Source organism: Duganella hordei (assembly GCF_040369125.1).
GTDB classification, from domain to species: Bacteria; Pseudomonadota; Gammaproteobacteria; order Burkholderiales; family Burkholderiaceae_D; genus Rugamonas; species Rugamonas hordei.
This window is the reverse complement of the sequence record NZ_BPWI01000004.1, coordinates 254,356-275,200: the sequence shown is the minus strand read 5'-3', so window position 1 is coordinate 275,200 and position 20,845 is coordinate 254,356. Positions and strand designations below refer to the sequence as shown.

Sequence of the window (20,845 nt, the reverse complement as noted above, 5' to 3'; positions counted from 1 at the left end):
CCCGCAAGGGCACGCAGCCAAATGACTTCTGAAACCACCTCCAGCGTTGCCCCAGCTTACAACCCGAGCGAAAAGCAAAAAGGCGCCAGCAAAACCGCGCGCATCCCGATCAAGATCGTGCCGATCGAGCAAGTTGAGCGTTTGAAAAAGCCGGAGTGGATCCGCGTCAAGGCCGCATCGGCCTCGACCCGTTTCTACGAGATCAAGGACATCCTGCGCGAGAACAAGCTGGTGACCGTGTGCGAAGAAGCGAGCTGCCCGAACATCGGCGAATGCTTCGGCAAGGGCACGGCGACCTTCATGATCATGGGCGACAAGTGCACCCGCCGCTGCCCGTTCTGCGACGTCGGCCATGGCCGTCCGGATCCGCTGGACAAGGAAGAGCCATTCAACCTGTCGAAGACCATCGCCGAGCTGCGCCTGAGCTACGTCGTGATCACCTCGGTGGACCGCGATGACTTGCGCGACGGCGGCGCCGGCCACTTCGTCGAGTGCATCCAGAACACCCGCGCGCTGTCGCCGAAGACCCAGATCGAAGTGCTGGTGCCGGACTTCCGCGGCCGCCTGGAAAAAGCGCTGACCATCTTCAAGGACGGCCTGCCGGACGTGATGAACCACAACCTGGAAACCGTGCCGCGCCTGTACAAGGAAGCGCGTCCGGGTTCGGACTACATGCACTCGCTGCAGCTGCTGAAGGAATTTAAGGAGCTGTACCCAGAGGTGAAGACCAAGTCCGGCATCATGGTCGGCCTGGGCGAGACCGACGAAGAGATCCTGCAAGTGATGCGTGACATGCGCGAACACAACATCGACATGCTGACCATCGGCCAGTATCTGGCGCCGTCGAACAGCCACCTGCCGGTGCGCCGCTACGTGCACCCGGACGTGTTCAAGATGTTCGAAGAAGAAGCCTACAAAATGGGCTTCAAGCACGCCGCCGTCGGCGCCATGGTCCGCAGCTCCTACCACGCGGACGAACAAGCCCATAACGTGTTGGCAGCCGCTGTATAAAAAAACTCAACGAAGCAGAAAAAGTAAGCCCTCGAAAGACGGCTTACTTTTTTTTCGCCTGAATAGGGCCGGATGAAAACAGGCGTTGAGCCATATCAGATCGTAGTAATTTGTATTGCTTGCCTTTGTGCGCCTCAAGACTAAACTGAGGTTTTCCGAGTAGGAGAGCAAAATGCCTGCGATTGATATTAGCGAAGCGAAAGCCAGGCTTTCAGCTCTGATCGATGACGCCTCCAATGGGGAAGAAGTCATCATTACGGCAGACGGTAAGCCCGTGGCACGACTGCTGGCAATCCACGCTCACTCGACGTTGCGCAAACCTGGCTCCATGAAAGGTAAGATCTGGATCGCCGATGATTTTGACGCGCCGCTCCCCGAAGACATTCAGGCCGCCTTCGAGGGAAAATAGTGCAACTATTGTTGGATACGCATATCTTGCTCTGGTGGTTGCAGGACAGTCGAAAATTGCCTGGCCGCTCACGAGCGCTTATCGCGACAGCCCCTGCAGTTTACGTTAGTAGTGTCTCGATTTGGGAAACTGCAATTAAGGTTCAGGCCAGAAAGCTGGATCTGGACTTAAACGAGCTTGTCGCAAACATCGCACGGGACGGATTCCAGGAGCTGATCGTCTCGTACAAGCACGCTGTACAAGTCGGACTGTTACCTTCCCTCCATCGCGACCCATTTGACCGCATGCTGGTCGCTCAAGCAATATGCGGCCCCATGAAACTATTGACCGCCGACCGGGTTTTGGCGGACTATTCCGAACTTGTCGAAATAGTCTGAATCGAGGAATCAATGAGTGTTCGTATCGAGGCTTCCTGGAAGGCGCGGTTGGAGCGGGAGTTTGAACAGCCTTATTGGGAAAGCCTGACTTCGTTCGTGCGGGCGGAGTATGCGGCGGGCCAGTGCTGCCCCGCCGGCAAGAACATCTTCAGGGCCTTCGATCTGACACCGTTCGACGACGTCAAGGTCGTCATCCTCGGCCAGGATCCGTATCACACGCCCGGCGCGGCGATGGGCTTTTGCTTCTCGGTCCCGGACGGCAACCGTCCGCAGCCCAGCCTGCAGAACATCTTCCAGGAATTGCACAACGACCTGGGTGTCGGGCGTCGGCAAACCGATCTGTCGGATTGGGCCGGGCAAGGCGTGTTCCTGCTGAACAGCGTGTTGACCGTGCGCGCCCGCGAGGCCGGCTCTCACGCCAACAAGGGTTGGGAAACGTTCACCGACAGCGCGATCCGCCTGCTGTCCGAACAGCGCGAGCGCATCGTGTTCGTCCTGTGGGGCAGCTACGCGATCGCAAAGAAAGCGTTGATCGATACGCGCAAGCATCTGGTCATCACCTCGCCCCACCCATCGCCGTTCTCCGCGCACAAGGGCTTCTTCGGCAGCAAGCCGTTCTCGCGCGCCAACGACTATCTTGCGGCCAACGGCCAGGCGCCCATCCTCTGGGCCTGATCAGGCGCCGATCAGCTTCAGGTCGAACGCGCGTTCGACGAACCACACCACCGCCAGCATCGCGATGGCGGCCGAGCCGCCGGTCAGCAGGCGCCGATAGAACCAGGTGCCGCGCAGCGCGAACGCCAGCGGCAGGAACAGCGCCACGATGCACAACTGGCCGATCTCCACGCCCAGGTTAAATCCGAATAAGCTCGTCAGCAGCGCACCCTGCGGCAAGCCCAGGTCGATCAGCACGCTGGCGAAACCGAAGCCGTGGATCAGGCCGAAACAGAAAGCCGCCACCGGACGCCGTCCGCGAAACAGCGGATAGAGATTGTTCACCGCCGCCAGTATCACCGAGGCCGCAATCGCCGATTCCACCCAGCGCGACGGCAGCGAGATCAGCGACAGGCTGGCCAGCGTCAAGGTCAGCGAGTGCGCCAGCGTGAAGGCCGTCACCACTTTCAGCACGTCGATGAAGGAGGCGCGCAGGCTGTCGGACGGCGCGCCGCGCGCACCCAGCATCACCGCCGGCAGCAGCAGCGACAGCAGGAACAGGATATGGTCGTAGCCTATCCAGATATGCCAGATTCCGTCCTTCACATACGCGCCGAATTGCGCCAGCCGGTCCGGCGCCGCCAGCGACAAGGTCTGTCTTGCGTGCGCCGGATCGAAGATGGCGGTGGACGTCTCGCCGTCGCGCGTCAGCCGCAGCAAGCCTTTGTGCTGTGGATCGAGATCGGCGAACAGGCGGTAGTTGATCGTCAGCTCCGCCACCGGGCTTGGACAGATCGCGCGAAAACGCAGCACGTTGTAGGCGCCGTCGGTGTGGTTGTCGATCAGCTGCTCGCCGGTGTCGATTGTGCAGGCGCCCTTGTCGGTGGCGATGCCCAGGCGCGCCAGCGCGTAGGCGGCAATCGCCGCATGGTGCTGGCGGATCTCGTCCCAGGTCAGCTTGCCGTCGCCATCCTGGTCCAGACCGATGGCGAAGTCGAGGTCGCGCAGCGCGATGTCCCATTGTCCGGTGACGCGATCGCCCTGCACCTCCAGCGACAGGTAGCTGTCGCTGGGCTTGTGCGCCCATGCCGGCGACGCGGCGCCGCACAGCAGCGCAAGGATCAAGAGCAGGCGTTTCATCATGTCCCCGTGTTCAGTTGACGGATCAGGCGAGCGGCCGTCACGTCCTCGGTGCCGTTCCGCGCGATCCAGTCCAGCACCGGCCGGGCGGCGTCGGCGTCGCGCGCCTTCAAGGCCGACTCCAGCAGGATGCGCATGTCGGCGGGCTCTTTCTGCACCGTCCAGTTCTTGCGCGCCAGTGTCAGCGCGGTGGACGTGTCCTGGCGCAGCAGCAGCTCAAAGCGCGCCTGCTCGCGTTGGTGCACGGTGTCGCCGCGCAGGGCGGCGGCGTCGAAGCGGGCAGCCAGTTCCTTGACGTCGCTGGCCAGCGCTTGAGAGGCGCCCTGCTGCTGCAAGGCCAGCGTCCGGCGCAGCAGCAGCGCGTCGATGCGAGTCTGGTCCGCCAGCAGTGCGACGACTTCGGCCGCCCGCTTCTGCTCCAGCAGGAAGTCGGCGTAGGCGCCCAGCAGATAACTGTCGCGCGGATGCAGCGCCAGCGCACGCTTGTAGCGGGCTTCGGCAACGGCCGCATCGCCACGGCGCTGCGCCATTTCGGCCAGCAGCGTCAGCGCCCATACCTGCAATTGCGCCGGTGCGTTGGCGCTGCGTTCCAGCGTCAGGTCCAGCAGCTGTTCGCTTTTCTGCGATCGCCCAGTCATCGTGCCGACGTTGGCGATGCAGGTGATGGTGACCAGTTCGATCGACGTGGTAGACAGCCGCGCGCAACTGGCAGTGGCGCCGGTGTAGTCGCCGCGCACGGTTTGCACGGTGGCCTGCGTCAACCACGCCTGGGCGTTGTTCGGATCGGCCGCCAGTACGGCCTTCAAGTCGTCCAGCGCCGGACCGAATTGGTGGGTGCTTTGCAGCAGCGTCGCGCGCAGCAGGCGCACCTGCGGCGGCGGAGTGGACAGCCACCACCACGGCGCCAGCGCCGCTTGTGCATAACCAAGGTAACGCGGATCGGTCTCGCTGCGGGCCAGCGCGATGTAACGCCTGGCCAGCTCGGCGGCCAGCGCCATGTCGTTGGGACGCGCGTTCAATTCGCTGCGCAGACGGCGCAGCTCCTGTTGTACCGGATCGCCGCGCCTTGGCAGGGTTTCGATCACTTGCTGGCCGTTGGCCGGAATATAGGGCGTGGCCTGGGCCGCCGCGCCAGCCAGCGCCAATGCGAAAAATACAGTTTTCATGATGACCTCAAAACGCCGCAAGGGCGGACCATTCCACGTCCGCCCTGTCGGTATATGGCTTACTTGTATGCGACCGGTTCCGTATCCTCCGGCGCGGTGGCGGCGACGGTATCGATCGCCACCGGCTCGGTGGTGGTTTCGGCGCCGTCGCCGATCAGGGCCAGCACGGCGGTGTAGAACGCGTCGAGCATCACCACCGGCGGCGATGGCGGCGCCGGCGGCGTGTGGTCTTCGTAGTGGGTGCTGCCGCCGCAGGCGCTGAGCACCAGCAGCGCAATCAGGCTCAGATATTTCATGGCGCCCTCCGGTTGGCCTGGATCACGGCGCCGGTTTGCGGCGAACCCGGGATCGGGGTTTTCAGGTATGGGAATCCAGCGTTGAAGAAGGTCTCGTCCAGATATGCGCCGTCGGTGAAGTGCAGCGCGCCGGCTGGCGCGTCGGCCGGGGCGCAGCCCAGGTTCAGGGTGCACAGCTTGCCCATCACCACGCGCAGCGCGATGTCGACCACATCGTCGCCGGGACGGCGGCCGTTCGGGAAGCCGGCATTGTCGCCGCCGATCACGCCAAGGCGGTTTTGCGCGCCGATGGCGGTCACCGGCGTCGAAGTATTCAGGCGCAGCATCTCCGACGCGGTCACCGTGGCCGGCTGGTTCAGGCCCTTGACGCCGGTGAGGAAGGCCGCCACCAGGTCGTTGCGCGGGAAGTTGGTCGGCGCCTTGGCGCCGGCGCTGCCGTACAGGATCTCGATCAGCGCCGGCAGCGTCGGGTTGGTGACGTAGGTGGCGAACTGGCCGTCGCCGGACGGCTTGCTGGCGTTGAAGGTGTCCTTGTCCTTGAGGCCGATGACCACTTCGTTCACCAGCGGCGCGCCGAGACGCGACACCTGGGTCCAGGCGCCGCCTTCCTTCGACGGGCTGCCGGAGTTTGGCGTCGGGTTCAGCAAGCGGCCCTGGCGCAGCGACGCCGTGGTCCAGCCGCCGATCACCGGATCGCTGCTGCCGGCGGCGGTCAGGCACGAAGCCGCCACTTCAAGCTCGATCGAGGTCACGTTCTTGTCGGCCAGGTCGTCCTTGGCGGCCTTCTCGGCGTTGGCGTTGAACTCTGTGGCCGGGGCCTTGATGTTGACCAGGTCGAAGGTCTCGCCCAGGTTGACCACGAACGGATCCTTGCGCTGGCCGACGAACATGCGCGCCGGTGTGCTGCAGCCGGGGATGTTGACGTTGTAGACGTGCGCCGCCGCGTAGGCCGCGTAGTTGGGGATCGACTTGTTGCCGATGTTGTCGAGCGGCTTGTCGAAGGTGCTGCTGCCGTCGGCCGCATTGGTCACCGCGGCCTTGGTGCCGCTGCGGCGGTCGCCGCGCACCACGCTGACGGTGTAGGTTTCACGCACATTGGCGCCGGCCGCGTTCGGCCCGGCGATGGCGCCGCCGTTGATCACCAGCGGTATCGAGACCTGCTTGCCGCCGACGGTGAGCTTGGTGTCCTTGTTGGTGTTGGTGAAGCGGAACTGGAAGGTCAGGTCTTCCTTGGCGTCGCCGTTGTTGTCGATGTGGATCTCGTACAGCGCGTTCGGATCCATGCTGAAGTAGTTCGGGCCGCCGTAGGCGTCCTGTAGCGGAATGTAGTCGGCGATCAGCGTGACATAGCTGGCGCGTCCCGTTTCGTAGCTGCGGAACATGTAGAAGTCGGTTCCGTCGACTTTGGGACTTTGCGTAACGAACGGTGCTTCGCGGTGGCTGGACGCCATCGCCGCCGGCGCCAGTGCGCCCGCCAGTGTGCCCAGTATCGCCACGCCCATGGCGTGCTTGATGAAAGTGTGCATCTCGATCTCCCCTATGGTTAGTGCTGCGGGGTGATATACGCGGGGGGAGGCGCGCCGGATTCAGATTCGATAAGATTTATTTTTTGAGAATTCGGTAATATGGTATTTTGCTGACGCTTGCAGCTTTTTCCTTTCCCCTCACTTCCAAGGCCATCGGTGTCCGACGCGAAAAACCTCGATCCCCAGCAGCTGCGTACCTGGCTGCAAGGCGCCGCACGGCGCGACGCCGTCGCCTTCCGTGCGCTCTACGATGCAACATCGGCGAAACTGTTTGGCTTCGCGCTGCGTATATTGGGTAAGCGTGAGCTGGCCGAAGAGGTGCTGCAAGAGAGTTTCGTCGCGATCTGGAACAATGCCGGTAGTTATCAAAGTCATCTGGCCGCGCCGATGACCTGGATGACGACCATCGTACGCAACAAGGCTTTCGATCTGCTGCGCCGCAGCGAGGTGAACGCCGAGATCGACGGTGAGCAGTTTGACAGCGAGGTGATCAATGCACTGCGGGACCCTGCCTCCACGCCCATCGAGGCGCTGGAAATGAGCCGCGACGCGAAGGCGCTGGCCTATTGCATGTCCGCGCTCGAGGGACTGCAGCGGCAGGTGCTTGGCCTGGCGTTTTTCCACGACCTGTCGCACAGCGAAGTGGCGGCGCAGATGGCGCTGCCGATCGGCACCGTCAAGACCTGGATACGCCGTAGCCTCGACAAACTGAAAACCTGCCTGGCGAAAATGGAGCGCGCATGAACCTTCGCGACAACGCTCCGCTGCGCGAAAAGCTGGCCGCGGAATATGTGCTGGGCACGCTGAAGGGCGGCGCGCGCCGCCGCTTCGAAAGCTATCTGCACAACGACGCTGCGCTGCGCCGCATCACCATGGAATGGCAGGACCGGCTGGCGCCGCTGGCCGAATTCTCGTCGGCGCGCGCCCCGCGCAAGCAGGTGTGGAACGACATCGAGCGCCGCCTGAACCTGCCGCGCAGCTATCCGGCCTGGCAGTTCTGGCGCAACCAGTCGCTGACCTTCTGGCGCGGGCTGGGCGTGGCGTCGACCGCCGTGGCGGCCTTGCTGGTGGTGGTCATCTCGGTGCGCATGCTGGAGACGCCGTCGCTCGACTACGTCGCCACGCTGACCGACGAACAATCCCGGACCGCGCTGGTGCTGACCGGCGACAGCGGCCGCAAGGCGATGACGGTGCGCCTGGTCGGCAACGCGCCCGTGCCGAGCGACAAGCAACTGCAACTGTGGGCCGTGCCTAAATCGGGCAATCCGCGCTCGCTGGGCCTGCTGGCCGATCGGGGCGAAGTCAGGCTGGCGCTGACGCCGGGTGCCATCGGCGCCGACGTGGCCCTGCTGGCGGTGTCGCTGGAACCGAAGGGCGGCTCGCCGAACCCGAACGGCCCCACCGGCCCTATCCTGTACAAAGGCAACTGGGTCCGCATGATGTAGGGTGAAAATTGGTATCATCGCGGGTACCGGGCACATGCCCTCATTCGCGAAAGACCACATGGACGCCAGCAAATTCACGCCGGAGTATTTCAACCACTTCGGCAAAGGCACTTTGCCGGACCATCTGGGCATCGTCATCACCGGCGTGCGCGAGGGCGAGATCGTGGCCGAGTTCACGGTCACGCCACAGCATCTGGCGCCTAACGGCTTCCTGCATGCCGGCAGCGTGGTCACGCTGGCCGACACCGCCTGCGGCTATGCCTGTTTCTCGCACCTGCCCGACGACGCCCAGAACTTCACCACCATTGAATTGAAGTCCAACCACTTGGGCACCGCGCGCGACGGCACGGTCGTGGCGACCGCCAAGCTGGTGCACCTGGGCCGTACCACGCAGGTCTGGGATGCGGTGGTCAGCAACAAGGCCACTGGCAAAACAATAGCGTTGTTCCGCTGCACGCAGATGGTCCTCTATCCCAAGTAGGCACAGGAGCGGTCTATATGAAGCAACTCACGAAGCTCGCTGGCTGTGGCCTGCTGCTGGCGTCGTCGCTGGCGATGGCGCAAACCCCGTATACCGAAGACTCGACTTACCGCGGGCTGGGCGGCAAGGAAGGCATCAAGAAGATCGTCGACACCTTCATCCCCATGGTGCTGGCCGATCCCCGCATCAAGGAAAGCTTTGCCGATTTCGACATGGAGCAGCTGAATGTGCGCCTGCAGGAGCAGTTCTGCGAGTTCGCCGGCGGCCCGTGCAAGTACACCGGCAAATACCGCGACAAGACCATGGACGGCGTCGGCACCGTGCGCGACATGGCCACCGTGCACCAGGATTTGAAGATCACCAACGCCATGTTCAATGCGCTGGCCGAGGATTTGCAGATCGCGATGGAACAGAACAATGTGCCGAGCGGCGTCTCGAACAAGCTGATCGCGAAGCTGGCGCCGATGCAGCGCGCCATCGTGACCGCGCAGACTGCGCAGACCCGTCCGGACCTGGGTAAATTCCTCGCCACCGGCGGCGTCAGCCAGGTCGAGGGCGCGGGCGGCGGCGGCATCACGCCGTGGGCGCTGGTCACCGGCTATGGCTCGCGCGACAGCTGGGGCGCAAACGCGCACTACACCTATATCAGCACCCAGGATTACACGCTGAACAGCTACGGCGTAGCGGTGGGCATTGCCGACCGGCTGGAGATTTCACTGGCCAGGCAGGAATTCAAAGGCAGCCTGGCGCCGCTGAACCTGCTCAACATCAAGCAGGACATCCTCGGCCTGAAGCTGAAGGTGGTCGGCGACGCCGTCTACGAGCAGGACAGCCCGATGCCGCAGGTGGCGATCGGCGTGCTGTACAAGCGCAACAAGGGCATAGGCGGCCTCGGCGCGCTGGGCGTGAGCAACGTCAAGCAGCTGGGCGCCAGCGACGATCACGGCTACGATTACTATGTGGCGGCGACCAAGATATTGTTCAAGCAAAGCCTGCTGCTGAACGGCACGCTGCGCGCAACCCGCGCCAACCAGATGGGTCTGTTGGGATTCGGCGGCGACCGGGGCGACAGCATGCGGCTGATGCCGGAGGTGTCGGTGGCCTATCTGGTCAACCGCAAGCTGGCGGTGGGCGCCGAGTATCGCCGCAAGCCGCACAACCTGGGCGTGGACAACGAAAAGGCGTACTACGACGCCTTCGTGGCCTGGTTCCCAAGCAGGAACTTCTCGCTCACCGCGGCGTATGCGGAACTTGGGGATATCACGATCTTCAATCCGAAGAAGCAGCACGGACTATACCTGTCCGCGCAAGCGGGATTCTAAAAAACAATCCGGGGTCAGATCCGACATTCGGACACGAGCTCTACTGTAGCGGCTGCTACAGTAGAGCTCGTGTCCGAATGTCGGATCTGACCCCGGGTTTTAGCCGTGCAGCGATTCTTCCAGCAGTTTGTGTAGTGCGGGGAAGTCCGGCTCGCCGAGGTAGCGCTTGAGGATTTTGCCGTCCTTGCCGATGACGAAGGTGGTCGGCGTCATCGCCACGTTGCCGTAGGCCTTGGCGGCCGAGCCGTCGATATCGAGCGCCACCTTGAACGGCAGCTGGCGGGTCTGGGCGTAGTTCAGCACGTAGTTTGGCGGGTCGTAGCTCATCGCCACGGCGACGAATTCCAGCCCCTGCGCCTTGTACTTGTTGTAGGTGTCGACCATCTTCGGCATCTCGCCCACGCAGGTGGTGCACGAGGTGGCCCAGAAATTGACCATCACCACCTTGCCGCGCAGGCTGTCGGGCGCGATTTTCTCGCCGCTGATGCTGAGGAAAGTCACTTCCGGCGCCGACTGGCGCTTGTTCAGCGACACATAGGCGCCAAAGCCGACCGCGGCGATCACCACGGCGGCCAGCACGGGCTTGACCCAGGCGGGGGAGGATTTGGTCTCTTGCATGATAGGCTCAGGCGTCGAATTAGGTGAGGCCATTATAGACCTCTCCTCCGGTTTATGAGTTGGACGCCGGTTTGGGCTGGTAGGTCTTCCACTCTTCCTCGGTGATGTATTCGAACACCTTGACCACCTTGGTCACGCCGCTGACGCCGCGCGCCACGTCGGCGCCGATCTGGCCTTCGCGCTGGGTCACGCGGCCCTGCAGGTAGACCACGCCGCGCTCGGTCACCACCTGGTAGGAGTTGGCCGAGATATCCTTCATGTCGACCAGGCTGGCCTTGACCTTGGTGGTGATCAGCGCATCGTTGGAGCGCGAGGTGTAGCTGGCCGGGCCGGCCACTTCCAGTTCGTTGATGACCGACAGCACGCCCTCGATGGCGCGGATTTCGCGTTCGGCGGCCGCCTTCATGGCCTCGTCGCGCACTTCGCCGGTCAGCAGCGCGCGGCGGTTGAAGGCGTTGATGTTGACGTGGCCGGCATCGCCGACGACGTTGTTGAGCTTGATGCTGCCCTTGACTTCGATCGCCCGGTCTTCCGTCTGCGCGCCCAGGGTGCGGCGGTCGGTGGCGGCAAGGGTACCGGAAATGGCGCCGCCCGCGACCAGCGCGACGCAGCCCGACAACGAGGCCAGCATGGCGCCGCACAGTACGCTCATGGCCAGCGGACGCTGTACCTTGTTCCAGATTGCGCCGGGATTAATCATTCACATCTCCTCCAAATAGAGCGACATCGATGCCGTCGCAAATGCAGTGTATCGTCGTCAAATGGACTTCCTGGATACGGGCGGTGCGGTCGGCCGGCACGCAGATGTGGACGTCGGCGTCGGTCAGCATCTTGCCGATCGCGCCGCCGCCCTTGCCGGTCAAGGCCACCACGCGCATTTCGCGCTCCAGCGCCGCCTCGATGGCCGCCATCACGTTGGCCGAGTTGCCCGAGGTCGACAGCGCCATCAGGATGTCGCCGGCCTGGCCGAACGCCTGCACCTGCTTGGAAAAGATCTCGCGGTAGCTGTAGTCGTTGGCCACCGCCGTCAGGATCGAGGTGTCGGTGGTCAGCGCCAGCGCCGGCAGCGGGAAGCGCTCGCGCTCGAAGCGCCCGACCAGCTCGGCGGCGAAATGCTGGGCGTCGGCGGCGGAACCGCCATTGCCGCAGACCAGGATCTTGTTGCCGTTGGACAGCGCCGAGAACATCAAGTCGATCGCCTGCGCGATATGCGGCGCGAGGACGGTGGCGGATTGGATTTTGATTTCGGCACTTTCGTGGAAGTGCGCCAGGATGCGTTGGTTTGTCATAGTGTGCTGATTATAGTGCAGTCGTTCAGCAAGCCGGACAAGCGCTGTTAAAAATGCTTACATCTGCAGGATATTTTGCAACCATGACAACTTATCACCGTCGATGGCCACCAGGTCGAAGCGGCACGGCGGCGGGCTGGGGTAGCGCATCAGGTAGAACTGCGCGGCGTGGATCAGCCGCCGCTGCTTGGCCGGGGTGACGCTGGCCGCCGCCCCGCCGAAGCCGCCGCCGGCCCGGCGCCGCACTTCGACAAACACCAGGTGGCCGCCGTGCTGCATGATCAGGTCGATCTCGCCGGCCTTGCACAGGAAATTACGGTCCAGCAACTTCAGGCCCCGGGCGTCCAGGTAGGCCAGCGCCCGGTCCTCGCCCAGCCGGCCCAGCCGCTGCTGTTCGGTGCGGGGCATGGCGGCCTCACGGGCCGATCGGCTGCGGCACGCCGTTCCTGACCACGGCCGCCGGCTCGATGCGTTCGAAGCTGGCCGCGCCGCCCTGGCCGAAGTCGACGGTCAGGCGGCCGGTGACGCCGTCCAGGCTGAAGCGGCCGGCAGGATGGCGGCCGATTTCGCGCGCCACGCGGTAGGCGTCGATGCCGAGCGCGTACAGCCGTTCCATGTCGGCGCTGGCCGCCTGCACCGGATGCGGATAGACCATCACGGCCGGATGGTCGCGCTGGATCTGCCACGGCAGGTCGAGCAGGCGCACGCCGTCCAGTTCCTGCGTCGGGCTGTTGTTGCCGTTGCCGGCGTTCAGCGCCGAGGTGCCGTACAGCGGCAGCCCGCCAAGGCCGGCGGGCTGCGCCGGTGCGGGAGGCGGCGGCAGCGCGTCGGCGGTGCTGAAGATGGGATTGGTCGGCTCGGTGCTGACGTTGTCGCCGAGGGCGCCGCGCAACTGGCGGGTCTGGTCGGCGCTCATGGCCGAGAACAGCAGGCCGGGCGGATCGTCGCGCAGGCGCGCGCGCAGCTGGACCAGTTCCGGGTCGCTCAGGTAGCCGTCCGGCGAACTCAGCTCGACCATGCGCACGGCGGCGCCGTTGCGCTGCCACTGGGCGGCGAAGGCGGCCGCCACGCGGCGCTGCCATGGCGTGCCGGTGCTGATAATCATGGCGGTGGCGTTCGGATGGTCGGCGGCCGCCAGCTGCGCGACCTGGCGCGCCTCTTCCTCGATCGACAGCCCCATCGCCAGCATCTGCGGCGGCAGCGGCGCGGCGCCCGCCGTGCCGTGGCCCTCCGGATAATTGAGGGCGATGGTCGGCTTGCCCAGCAGCGGGCTGGCGGCCAGCGCCGCCACCGCCGAGCGGGCCAGCGGGCCGACGATGATGTCCTGTTTTTCCTGCGCGTGGGCGTAGGCGGACAGCACGTCCTGCGGCACGTCGCCGGTTTCGATCACGCTGACGGTGATGTTGTCGCGGTCGCGCTCCCAGGCGGCCATGAAGCCGGCGCGGACGGCGTCGGCGGCGGCGCCCAGCGTTTCCGAGCGCAACGGCAGCAGCAGGCCCATGCGGACCGGCGGGTTGGCCGGCAAGCCGCCCTGCGCGGCTTCATCCTGCCGGGTGGCGGGAACGTCGGCAGACGGCGCGGCGGACACGCCGGGCAGCGTGACGGCGAACACTTCCGCCGGCGGCGGCGTGGGTTCCGGCGGCGGTTTCGGCAGCGGCTGCGCGGCGGGGCGGACCGGCGGCGCGGGCAGCGCACTTGTATTTGCCGAGCCGGGCGCGCACAATCCACCGGGCGCATCGCAAAACGGCGTGCTGCAGCCGCTCGCCAGCGCCACCGCCGCACATAGCAGCGACAACCTCACACTATTCATCCTACCCCCAATGACCGCACAAGAATTCAGCTCCATCGCCACCCTGCCCGTGATGGGCGAAATGGCGCACCAGACCTATCCTAGCGCAACCTTGTACGTCGTGGCGACCCCGATCGGCAATGTGACGGATATTAGCCTGCGCGCGCTGCACGTCTTGAGCATGGTCAATGCCGTGGCGTGCGAGGACACGCGCAACACCGCCCAGCTGATGACCCGCTTCGGCCTGCACCAGCCGCTGATCGCCGCCCACCAGCACAACGAGCGGGAAGTGGCGGAAACGCTGATCACGCGCCTGCAGGCCGGCGAGCGCATCGCGCTGGTGTCGGACGCGGGCACGCCGGCCGTGTCCGATCCGGGCGCGCGCATCGTCGACGCGGTGCGCGCCGCCGGCCTGCGGGTGCTGCCGCTGCCGGGCGCGTCGGCGGCGGTGACGGCGCTGTCGGCCAGCGGCCTGGTGAACGACCAGTTTTACTTTGTCGGCTTCCTGCCGGCCAAGGCCAAGCAGCGCGAGAACTTCCTCGGCACCTTGCGCGCGGTGACGGCGACCATGGTGTTTTACGAGGCGCCGCACCGCATCCTCGATTGCGCCACGGCGCTGGCGGCGGTGTTCGAACCGGAACGCCAGGTGGTGTTCGCGCGCGAGCTGACCAAGATGTTCGAGGAAATCCACCGCTGCCCGCTGTCGGAGGCGGAAGCGTGGATCAAGGCCGATCCGCACCGGGAAAAAGGCGAGTTCGTCGTGCTGCTGGAAGGCGCGCCGGCGGCCGAGGACGAGCATGACCTGGAGGCCGAACGGGTGCTGAAGATCCTGCTGACCGAATGCTCGGTCAAGCAGGCCGCCAACCTGGCGGCGCAGATCACCGGCCGCAAGAAGAACGCGCTGTATGACCGCGCGCTGCAGCTCAAGGGCGAAGCGTAGTCAGAATTTGCAGCCGCTGTCTTTCTTGTCCATCAGCCAGATCAGCGGCGACAGCAAGCCGGCGCCGGTGTTCTTGCAGTCGCCGCGCTTGGCGCCGGCGATGTCGCGCGCCAGCTGGGTTTCGCGCTGCTCCGGGTATAGCGGATGGTCGTCCAGCTGGGCCACCGGCAGGCCGGCGCGGGCCGGGTCTTTTTCGTTGGCGACCTTGCGGGCGGTCTTCAGCGCCGCGTTCATGTCGAATTTCTTCGGCTGCTCTTCCGGATGCAGCGGATCGGCCACGGGGCTGGACGGCGCCGGCAAGGTGATCGCCTGCGAGGTGGCCGGGACCGGCGCTGGCGCTGGCGGGCTGGGACGGGCGGCCAGCGCGGGCCGCTCCAGATCGCGTTTGCGCTTGCGCGCCGGTTCTTCCTTGGGCTCCGGCTTGGCCGGCGTTTCTATCGTGGCGACAATGGGCTTGGGCGGCTGCAGCCAGACCGTCATCGTCCTGGCCGGAGGCTGTTCGGGCGCCACCGGCAGCGACAGCCGGTAGCCGAATATCAGCAGCAGATGCAGCACCAGCGAGATGGCGATGCCCGCGACTATCCCCGGCCGCCGCAGCTGGGCGGGCTGACTCTGGGTAAAGGTCGCGTTCATGGTTTTTTCGCTAATTTGTGCACACCGCATCATCTCACATTGAAAAAAAACCGCCATGGTACATACTGAATTCATAGCGGCACTTGACGGATACTGAGGCAGCTTGTATTATCTTGCTTCTTCGGAGTGTGGCGCAGTCCGGTAGCGCACCTGGTTTGGGACCAGGGGGTCCAAGGTTCGAATCCTTGTACTCCGACCAAGATTCAAGAAAAAAGACTCAAGAGCTCAGGCTCTTGGGTCTTTTTTTTATCCTTTGCGCCCTTGGCGCATCCCTTCCGCCTCTCTCCCGCCTCTCGCCATATCAAACGAGCTATACGAATTGGTAATGGTTTCAATTGAATACGCAATTGGTTAGCAAACAAGCTGTTGCGTAACATGAATTTAGCGCGGCGAAAACGCGCAATAAAAAACTACGGAGAGACCATGGAACAATCAACGCTCAACTGGCCCATCGCCAACGTGTTCGTCATGACTTACGCCCGCAGCGACCCCCGCTAGCTCGCCGCACCCGCGAACGCCCGTCCCCAAATGTAAGAGCTGAGCGCCGGAACAGGCAGGCATTCGCACATTCATTCATTCCTATAACTAAGAGCACGGAGACACAATGAATATGAATACACCTAAGATGCGTAAAACGGTCATGGCCGCTGTCATTGCCGAAATGTTGATGATGGTCGGCGCCTCTGCCCAGACGGGCAGCGAGGCCAAGCCTGTCGATACCGGGACGACGGTCGTCGTCAGCGGGATACGCGCATCGCTGTCCTCGTCCCTGACGACCAAGCGCATACAAGACGGCGTGGTCGACGCGGTGTCGGCCGAAGACGCCGGCAAATTCCCGGACACGAATATCGCCGAATCCCTGCAGCGCGTCACCGGCGTGCAGATCCAGCGCAACAACGGCGAAGGGCGCTACATCTCCGTGCGGGGCCTGGGGCCGGAGTTCAACAATGTGCTGGTCAATGGCCGCACCATGACCAGCGACACCGGCGGCCGCGAGTTTTCCTTCGACCTGCTGTCCTCCGACCTGATCTCGAAGGCCCTGGTCTACAAGACGTCGCAGGCCTTCCTGCCCGAGGGCGGCATCGGTTCGACGGTGGACATCCAGACCGCGCGGCCGCTGTCGGGAAAACTGGGCCACACCTCGGTGGTCAATGTGTCGGATTCCTACGACTCGAATTCCAAGAAGAATACGCCCAACATCAGCGGCATGTATTCGTTCGCCAACGAGAACCGCACCTTCGGCGTGACCGGCTCGCTCTCCTACACCGACCGCGCCTCCAAGCAAAACAAGGCCGTCAACGACGCCTGGAACTACCGCGACGTGTCGATGATCAACGGCGACCTCAACTCCAAAGGGTTGACGATGGCCGACGTGACCACCAAAAAGCTCTACATGCCGCAGAGCTACGGCTTCCAGCAGGAGAATGAAAGCCGCAAGCGGCTGGTCGGCAATCTGACGGTGCAATACAACCCGTCCCCGACCTGGAAACTGACCGCGGACGCCCTGTATTCGCGCCTCGACCAAAAGAACGACGTGATCGCGTTCAGCGACTGGAACAATCCCGTGCAGCTCGGCGTCAAGTATGACAGCAACAACCAGGTCACCAGCTTCCTGCGGCCCGGCTCGATCTTCTACGCAAACAATCCGGCGCTGGCCGGCAGCGGCAAGCTGCTGGGCGAGGCCAATTCGAACGACATGATCGTCAAGGGCGGCGACCGCCTGTCCACCACGCAGGCGTTCGGCCTGAACTCGAAATGGGCGCTGACGCCGGAATTGAAACTGGAAGGCGATATCGCCGACTCCCGCACCACCTCCAAGTCCCCGAATATGTGGATCGTGGCCGGCATGGTGCCCAAGAACGGCGATGTGCTGACCTTCGCCGGCACCCCCGGCCTGGTGTTCGGCGACGGCATCGCCGATCCGACCGCGGTGCGTGCCCACGCGGTATCGTACGGCGACATCCGCAATCTCGACGACCTGCAGGAGGGACGTTTCAGTCTGGCCTGGAATCACGAGATGGGCTATTTCAAGGGCATCGATTCCGGCATGGCCTACTCGCAGCGCAACGTGGAACGCACGCAGTGGAACAACGACGCCTGGAACGCCTTCAGCGGCTATCACGTCTCCCTGCCGTCGTCGCTGTTCACCGTCACGCCGATGGATAACTTCATGGGCGGCGGCGCGCAGATTCCAAGCGCCTACCTCCGCTTCGATCCGTATGCCTACATGAATTACCTGAACCAGCCTTCGCTGCTGGCGCAATCCAATGATCCGGCGCTGTACCTGGACAAGACCAAGTATCCGAATGGTCCGATGGCGATCGATTACACCAAGCCGGACATGTGGGGCGTCAAGGAGAAGGTATCGAGCTTCTTCGTGGACTCCAAATGGGAAGGCTCGGGCTGGTCGGCGAATGCCGGCATGCGTGTGGTGCACGTGAACTCGGCATCGACCGGCATCAGCCGCACCTTGCTGTCGGCGGTGAAAAGCCCCAACGACACGACCTATATCCTGAACTGGGGCCCGGCAGCCACGACCACCGTCAGCAACAGCTACAACAGCTTCCTGCCGTCGGCCAACCTGAAATTCGACCTGACCGCCGACATGCTGCTGCGTTTGGCCGCATCGAAGACCGAGACCCGTCCCACCTTGAACCAGATGGGTGTGAGCAATTCCTACGGCGGGCGCTATGGCGATGTGCAGACCGGCGGCGGCAATCCCTATCTGAAGCCGATGCAGTCGAAGAACTACGACCTGTCGTACGAATGGTATCTGTCGAAGACCAACTACGTCAGCGCCGCCGTGTTCCGCAAGGACGTCTCCGACTTCCTGGAGACCAAGATGGTGGACATGAAGATTCCGCAGTACGATGAAGTGGTCCACGACACCCGCATACGCAACGGACAAAAAGGCAAGATCAAGGGCGTGGAGCTGGCCGGCCAGTATGCCTTCGACAACGGCATCTCCTGGCTGCGGGGATTCGGCGTGGCGGCCAACTATACCTACGTGGACGCCAGCGCGACCCGCGACACCGATACCGACAGCAGCGTGCCGGCCTGCGGCTACCCCGGCTTGTCGCCGCAATCCTATAATGGCTCGGTGTTCTATGAAAACGACAAATTCCAGGCCCGCGTGAGTTATAACTGGCGCAACCGCTTCTCGGTCGACTGCGGCGGCGGCAGCACCCTGCCGCGCACCCGGGCGGCCTATGGCCAGACCGACGCCAGCCTGCGCTACAACCTGACGCCGAAGATGGCCCTCTACGCGGACTTCATCAACCTGACCAACTCGAGGATGCACGAATATGCCAACAATGAGTCGCAGTTCCTTACCCTGGAAGATGTCGGCCGCCGTGCCAACGTCGGCCTGCGGGTGGCGTTCTAAATGACGCGGGCGAACCTGCCCCGCCGCCGCCTGTTGCAGGGCGCCGCTGCCGCCGCCGGCGGCGCCCTGCTGCCGCTTCACGCCGGCGCCCAGGGCGCGCCGCGCTTTGCCGTCGGCGCCAGCGATTTTCTCATCGACGGCAAGCCGCTGCAGATCCGCTGCGGCGAAATGCACTTCGCGCGCGTGCCGCGCGAGTACTGGACGCATCGCCTGAAAGCCATCAAGGCGATGGGCTTGAACACCGTGTGTGCCTACCTGTTCTGGAATTACCATGAATGGCGCGAAGGGAAGTTCGACTGGAGCGGCCAGCGCGACGCCGTCGAGTTCTGCCGCCTGGCGCAGAAGGAAGGGCTGTGGGTGATCCTGCGTCCGGGCCCCTACGCCTGCGCCGAATGGGAGATGGGCGGCCTGCCGTGGTGGCTGCTCAAGAAAAATCCGGGCGACGCCTTCCTGCGCACGCGCGATCCGGCCTTTGTCGATCCGGCGCGGCGCTACCTGAAGGAGGTGGGCCGGGTGCTGGGGGCGATGCAGGTGACCCAGGGCGGCCCTATCCTGATGGTCCAGGTGGAAAACGAGTACGGCTTCTTCGGCGAAGACCTGGACTACATGCGCACCATGCGCCAGGCGCTGCTCGACGCGCGCTTCGACGTGCCGCTATTCCAGTGCAATCCGACCAACGCGGTGGCCAAGACCCATCTGCCGGGCATGCTGTCGGTGGCCAACTTCGGCAGCGATCCGGCCGGCGGCTTCAAGGCGCTGGCTGCGGTGCAGCAGGCACCGCTGATGTGCGGCGAATACTATTCCGGCTGGTTCGACACCTGGGGCAATCCTCACCGGCGCGGCGACAATACGAGCGCCGTCGTCGACATCCAGGCCATGCTCAAGGCGAACGGCTCGTTCAGCCTTTACATGGCCCACGGCGGCACCACGTTCGGCTTGTGGGGCGGCTGCGACCGTCCCTTCCGGCCGGACACCACCAGCTACGACTACGACGCGCCGGTCAGCGAAGCGGGATGGGTGGGCGCCAAGTTCAACGCCTATCGCGAAGGCATGCGCCCGTTCCTGGCGCCGGGCGAAGTGCTGCCCGAGCCGCCGGCGCGCAATCCAGTCATGCGCATCGACGCGTTTGCGCTGACCGAATCGGCGCCGGTGCTGGCCAACCTGCCGCCGCGCACGATCAAGGCCGCGTCGCCGGAGCCGATCGAACAGTACGACATCAGCCGCGGCCTGGTCGCCTATCGCGTGCGGTTGCCGGCCGGGCCGGCGGGATTGCTGGCCGCCGCCAAGGTGCGCGACCTGGCCTGGGTCTACATCGACGGCAAGCAGGTGGGGACGCTGGACACGCGCCACCGCCGCTTCTCGGTCGCCGTGCCGGCCCGCAGCAAGGCCGTGACGGTGGAGATCCTGCTGTACACCATCGCGCGGGTCAACTTCGGCCTGGAGGTGCATGACCGCAAGGGCCTGCACGGTCCGGTGACGTTCACGCCCAAGGACGGCGCCGCGCAGCCGCTGGAGAACTGGGAGATCCGCGCCATCGATTTCGATGCCGACGGCACGCTGCCGCCGCTGGCGTTCAAGGCCGGACGCGCCAAGGGCCCCGCCTTCTGGCGCGGCGGATTCGAGGCCGGCCGCCAGGCCGACACCTTCCTCGACATGTCCAGCTGGGGCCAGGGGATAGTCTGGATCAACGGCCGCTGCCTCGGTCGTTACTGGAGCATCGGGCCGACGCAGACCATGTACCTGCCCGGGCCCTGGATCAGGAAGGGCCGCAACGAAATCGTCGTGCTCGACCTGACCGGTCCACGCAGCGCCCGCATTGCCGGACTCACCGAGCCGATACTCGACCAGCTCAATCCGGAGCTGGATCTGGCGCGCCCTCCCAGCACCGTCAGGCCGGCGCTGGATGGCATCGCCCCGGCGCAAGCAGGCGAATTTGCCGCCGGCGGCGCGACCCAGGACGTGCTGTTCGCCGCGCCGGCCAAAGGCCGGCAGTTCTGTCTTGAATCGCTGAGCGCCTTCGACGGCAAGCAGTACGCGGCGGTCGCCGAGATTTCTCTGCTGGGCAAGGACGGCAAGACCATCAACCAGCAGTCGTGGACGATCGCCTACGTCAGCAGCGAAGAGCTGAAGAAGGAGGACGGCTCTGCCCTCAACGCCATCAACGGGCAGGCGTCGGATCACTGGCATACCGCGTTTGCCGCCGGGGCGGGCCATCCGCACCAGCTGATCATCGACCTGGGCCAGCAGGTGGAGGTGGCGGGCGTGCGCTACATGCCGCGCCAGGGACCCGACACCGTCACCGGCCGTATCAGGCAATACCGCATGTACGTCGCCGACAAGCTGGTGCGCGAATGACGCCGTAGC

The 20,845-nt window shown here is 64.4% G+C and carries 21 protein-coding genes, 1 tRNA gene and 1 pseudogene; 13 read left to right on the top strand and 10 right to left on the bottom strand.

Going from position 1 to position 20,845, the window contains the following annotated elements:
- Positions 1 to 21: 21 nt before the first annotated feature.
- The 4 genes from lipA to ABWW33_RS11835 all read left to right on the top strand — a co-directional run bounded on the left by lipA (position 22) and on the right by ABWW33_RS11835 (position 2,472).
- A complete protein-coding gene (gene lipA / locus ABWW33_RS11850; RefSeq protein ID WP_176653284.1) occupies positions 22 to 1,011 on the top strand; it encodes a lipoyl synthase in 990 nt (329 codons plus the stop codon).
- 172 nt (positions 1,012 to 1,183) lie between these two features.
- Positions 1,184 to 1,420 carry a type II toxin-antitoxin system Phd/YefM family antitoxin gene (locus ABWW33_RS11845; RefSeq protein ID WP_176653285.1) on the top strand — a complete coding sequence of 79 codons (237 nt, stop codon included), beginning with the start codon at positions 1,184 to 1,186 and terminating at the stop codon, positions 1,418 to 1,420.
- The gene (locus ABWW33_RS11840) at positions 1,420 to 1,797 is read left to right on the top strand and encodes a type II toxin-antitoxin system VapC family toxin (RefSeq protein WP_353401729.1); all 378 of its coding nucleotides are present in this window, start codon (positions 1,420 to 1,422) and stop codon (positions 1,795 to 1,797) included. Before ABWW33_RS11845 ends, ABWW33_RS11840 begins: the two co-directional genes overlap by 1 nt.
- A gap of 12 nt (positions 1,798 to 1,809) precedes the next feature.
- The gene (locus tag ABWW33_RS11835) at positions 1,810 to 2,472 is read left to right on the top strand and encodes a uracil-DNA glycosylase (RefSeq protein ID WP_353401727.1); all 663 of its coding nucleotides are present in this window, start codon (positions 1,810 to 1,812) and stop codon (positions 2,470 to 2,472) included.
- On the opposite strand, the gene ABWW33_RS11830 is transcribed toward ABWW33_RS11835, so the two are convergent.
- Genes ABWW33_RS11830 through ABWW33_RS11815 form a run of 4 tightly spaced genes read right to left on the bottom strand, consistent with a single transcriptional unit; the run spans position 2,473 to position 6,579 of the window.
- Positions 2,473 to 3,594, bottom strand: a complete 1,122-nt coding sequence (locus ABWW33_RS11830) for a HupE/UreJ family protein (RefSeq protein ID WP_353401725.1) — start codon at positions 3,592 to 3,594, stop codon at positions 2,473 to 2,475. It lies immediately after the preceding gene.
- Positions 3,591 to 4,757, bottom strand: a complete 1,167-nt coding sequence (locus ABWW33_RS11825; protein ID WP_353401723.1) for a tetratricopeptide repeat protein — start codon at positions 4,755 to 4,757, stop codon at positions 3,591 to 3,593. The genes ABWW33_RS11830 and ABWW33_RS11825 overlap by 4 nt, the downstream gene beginning before the upstream one ends.
- Before the next feature lie 59 nt (positions 4,758 to 4,816).
- Complete coding sequence (locus ABWW33_RS11820; RefSeq protein WP_353401721.1) at positions 4,817 to 5,053, bottom strand: hypothetical protein; 237 nt, start codon at positions 5,051 to 5,053, stop codon at positions 4,817 to 4,819.
- On the bottom strand, positions 5,050 to 6,579 hold the full coding sequence (locus ABWW33_RS11815) for a DUF4331 domain-containing protein (protein WP_353401719.1): 1,530 nt from the start codon (positions 6,577 to 6,579) through the stop codon (positions 5,050 to 5,052). Before ABWW33_RS11815 ends, ABWW33_RS11820 begins: the two co-directional genes overlap by 4 nt.
- 156 nt (positions 6,580 to 6,735) lie before the next feature.
- On the opposite strand from ABWW33_RS11815, the gene ABWW33_RS11810 reads away from it, so the two are divergent.
- The 5 genes and pseudogenes from ABWW33_RS11810 to ABWW33_RS11790 all read left to right on the top strand — a co-directional run bounded on the left by ABWW33_RS11810 (position 6,736) and on the right by ABWW33_RS11790 (position 9,827).
- Positions 6,736 to 7,323 carry a sigma-70 family RNA polymerase sigma factor gene (locus tag ABWW33_RS11810; RefSeq protein ID WP_353401717.1) on the top strand — a complete coding sequence of 196 codons (588 nt, stop codon included), beginning with the start codon at positions 6,736 to 6,738 and terminating at the stop codon, positions 7,321 to 7,323.
- Positions 7,320 to 8,024: an anti-sigma factor gene (locus tag ABWW33_RS11805; RefSeq protein ID WP_353401715.1), complete on the top strand. Its 705-nt coding sequence runs from the start codon at positions 7,320 to 7,322 to the stop codon at positions 8,022 to 8,024. The genes ABWW33_RS11810 and ABWW33_RS11805 overlap by 4 nt, the downstream gene beginning before the upstream one ends.
- A 58-nt stretch (positions 8,025 to 8,082) precedes the next feature.
- Complete coding sequence (locus ABWW33_RS11800) at positions 8,083 to 8,505, top strand: PaaI family thioesterase (RefSeq protein WP_353401714.1); 423 nt, start codon at positions 8,083 to 8,085, stop codon at positions 8,503 to 8,505.
- A gap of 17 nt (positions 8,506 to 8,522) precedes the next feature.
- Positions 8,523 to 8,924: pseudogene (locus ABWW33_RS11795) on the top strand (group I truncated hemoglobin); the annotation flags it as partial.
- 45 nt (positions 8,925 to 8,969) lie between these two features.
- Positions 8,970 to 9,827, top strand: coding sequence for a DUF3034 family protein (locus tag ABWW33_RS11790; RefSeq protein WP_353402013.1), 858 nt, complete (start codon positions 8,970 to 8,972; stop codon positions 9,825 to 9,827).
- 99 nt (positions 9,828 to 9,926) lie between these two features.
- Here ABWW33_RS11790 and ABWW33_RS11785 read toward each other — a convergent pair whose 3' ends face one another.
- The 5 genes from ABWW33_RS11785 to ABWW33_RS11765 are packed head-to-tail and all read right to left on the bottom strand — an operon-like array spanning position 9,927 to position 13,544.
- Positions 9,927 to 10,445, bottom strand: coding sequence for a peroxiredoxin family protein (locus ABWW33_RS11785; protein WP_176653295.1), 519 nt, complete (start codon positions 10,443 to 10,445; stop codon positions 9,927 to 9,929).
- Between the two features lie 52 nt (positions 10,446 to 10,497).
- Positions 10,498 to 11,145, bottom strand: a complete 648-nt coding sequence (locus ABWW33_RS11780) for a BON domain-containing protein (RefSeq protein WP_176653296.1) — start codon at positions 11,143 to 11,145, stop codon at positions 10,498 to 10,500.
- Positions 11,138 to 11,734: a phosphoheptose isomerase gene (locus ABWW33_RS11775; protein ID WP_176653297.1), complete on the bottom strand. Its 597-nt coding sequence runs from the start codon at positions 11,732 to 11,734 to the stop codon at positions 11,138 to 11,140. Before ABWW33_RS11775 ends, ABWW33_RS11780 begins: the two co-directional genes overlap by 8 nt.
- Before the next feature lie 57 nt (positions 11,735 to 11,791).
- The gene (locus tag ABWW33_RS11770) at positions 11,792 to 12,142 is read right to left on the bottom strand and encodes a YraN family protein (protein WP_176653298.1); all 351 of its coding nucleotides are present in this window, start codon (positions 12,140 to 12,142) and stop codon (positions 11,792 to 11,794) included.
- A gap of 7 nt (positions 12,143 to 12,149) precedes the next feature.
- Positions 12,150 to 13,544 carry a penicillin-binding protein activator gene (locus tag ABWW33_RS11765; RefSeq protein WP_353401712.1) on the bottom strand — a complete coding sequence of 465 codons (1,395 nt, stop codon included), beginning with the start codon at positions 13,542 to 13,544 and terminating at the stop codon, positions 12,150 to 12,152.
- Positions 13,545 to 13,554: 10 nt separating this feature from the next.
- Here ABWW33_RS11765 and rsmI point away from each other — a divergent pair, with 10 nt between their 5' ends.
- Positions 13,555 to 14,463 carry a 16S rRNA (cytidine(1402)-2'-O)-methyltransferase gene (gene rsmI, locus ABWW33_RS11760; RefSeq protein ID WP_176653300.1) on the top strand — a complete coding sequence of 303 codons (909 nt, stop codon included), beginning with the start codon at positions 13,555 to 13,557 and terminating at the stop codon, positions 14,461 to 14,463.
- Here rsmI and ABWW33_RS11755 read toward each other — a convergent pair whose 3' ends face one another.
- Positions 14,464 to 15,096 carry a hypothetical protein gene (locus tag ABWW33_RS11755; protein ID WP_176653301.1) on the bottom strand — a complete coding sequence of 211 codons (633 nt, stop codon included), beginning with the start codon at positions 15,094 to 15,096 and terminating at the stop codon, positions 14,464 to 14,466.
- A 122-nt stretch (positions 15,097 to 15,218) separates the two neighbouring features.
- On the opposite strand from ABWW33_RS11755, the gene ABWW33_RS11750 reads away from it, so the two are divergent.
- From ABWW33_RS11750 to ABWW33_RS11740, 3 genes are all read left to right on the top strand, one after another.
- A tRNA-Pro gene (locus ABWW33_RS11750) sits at positions 15,219 to 15,295 on the top strand.
- A gap of 411 nt (positions 15,296 to 15,706) precedes the next feature.
- Positions 15,707 to 18,481 carry a TonB-dependent receptor gene (locus tag ABWW33_RS11745; RefSeq protein WP_353401709.1) on the top strand — a complete coding sequence of 925 codons (2,775 nt, stop codon included), beginning with the start codon at positions 15,707 to 15,709 and terminating at the stop codon, positions 18,479 to 18,481.
- Complete coding sequence (locus ABWW33_RS11740) at positions 18,482 to 20,836, top strand: beta-galactosidase (RefSeq protein ID WP_353401707.1); 2,355 nt, start codon at positions 18,482 to 18,484, stop codon at positions 20,834 to 20,836. It abuts the gene before it with no gap.
- Positions 20,837 to 20,845 lie beyond the last annotated feature (9 nt).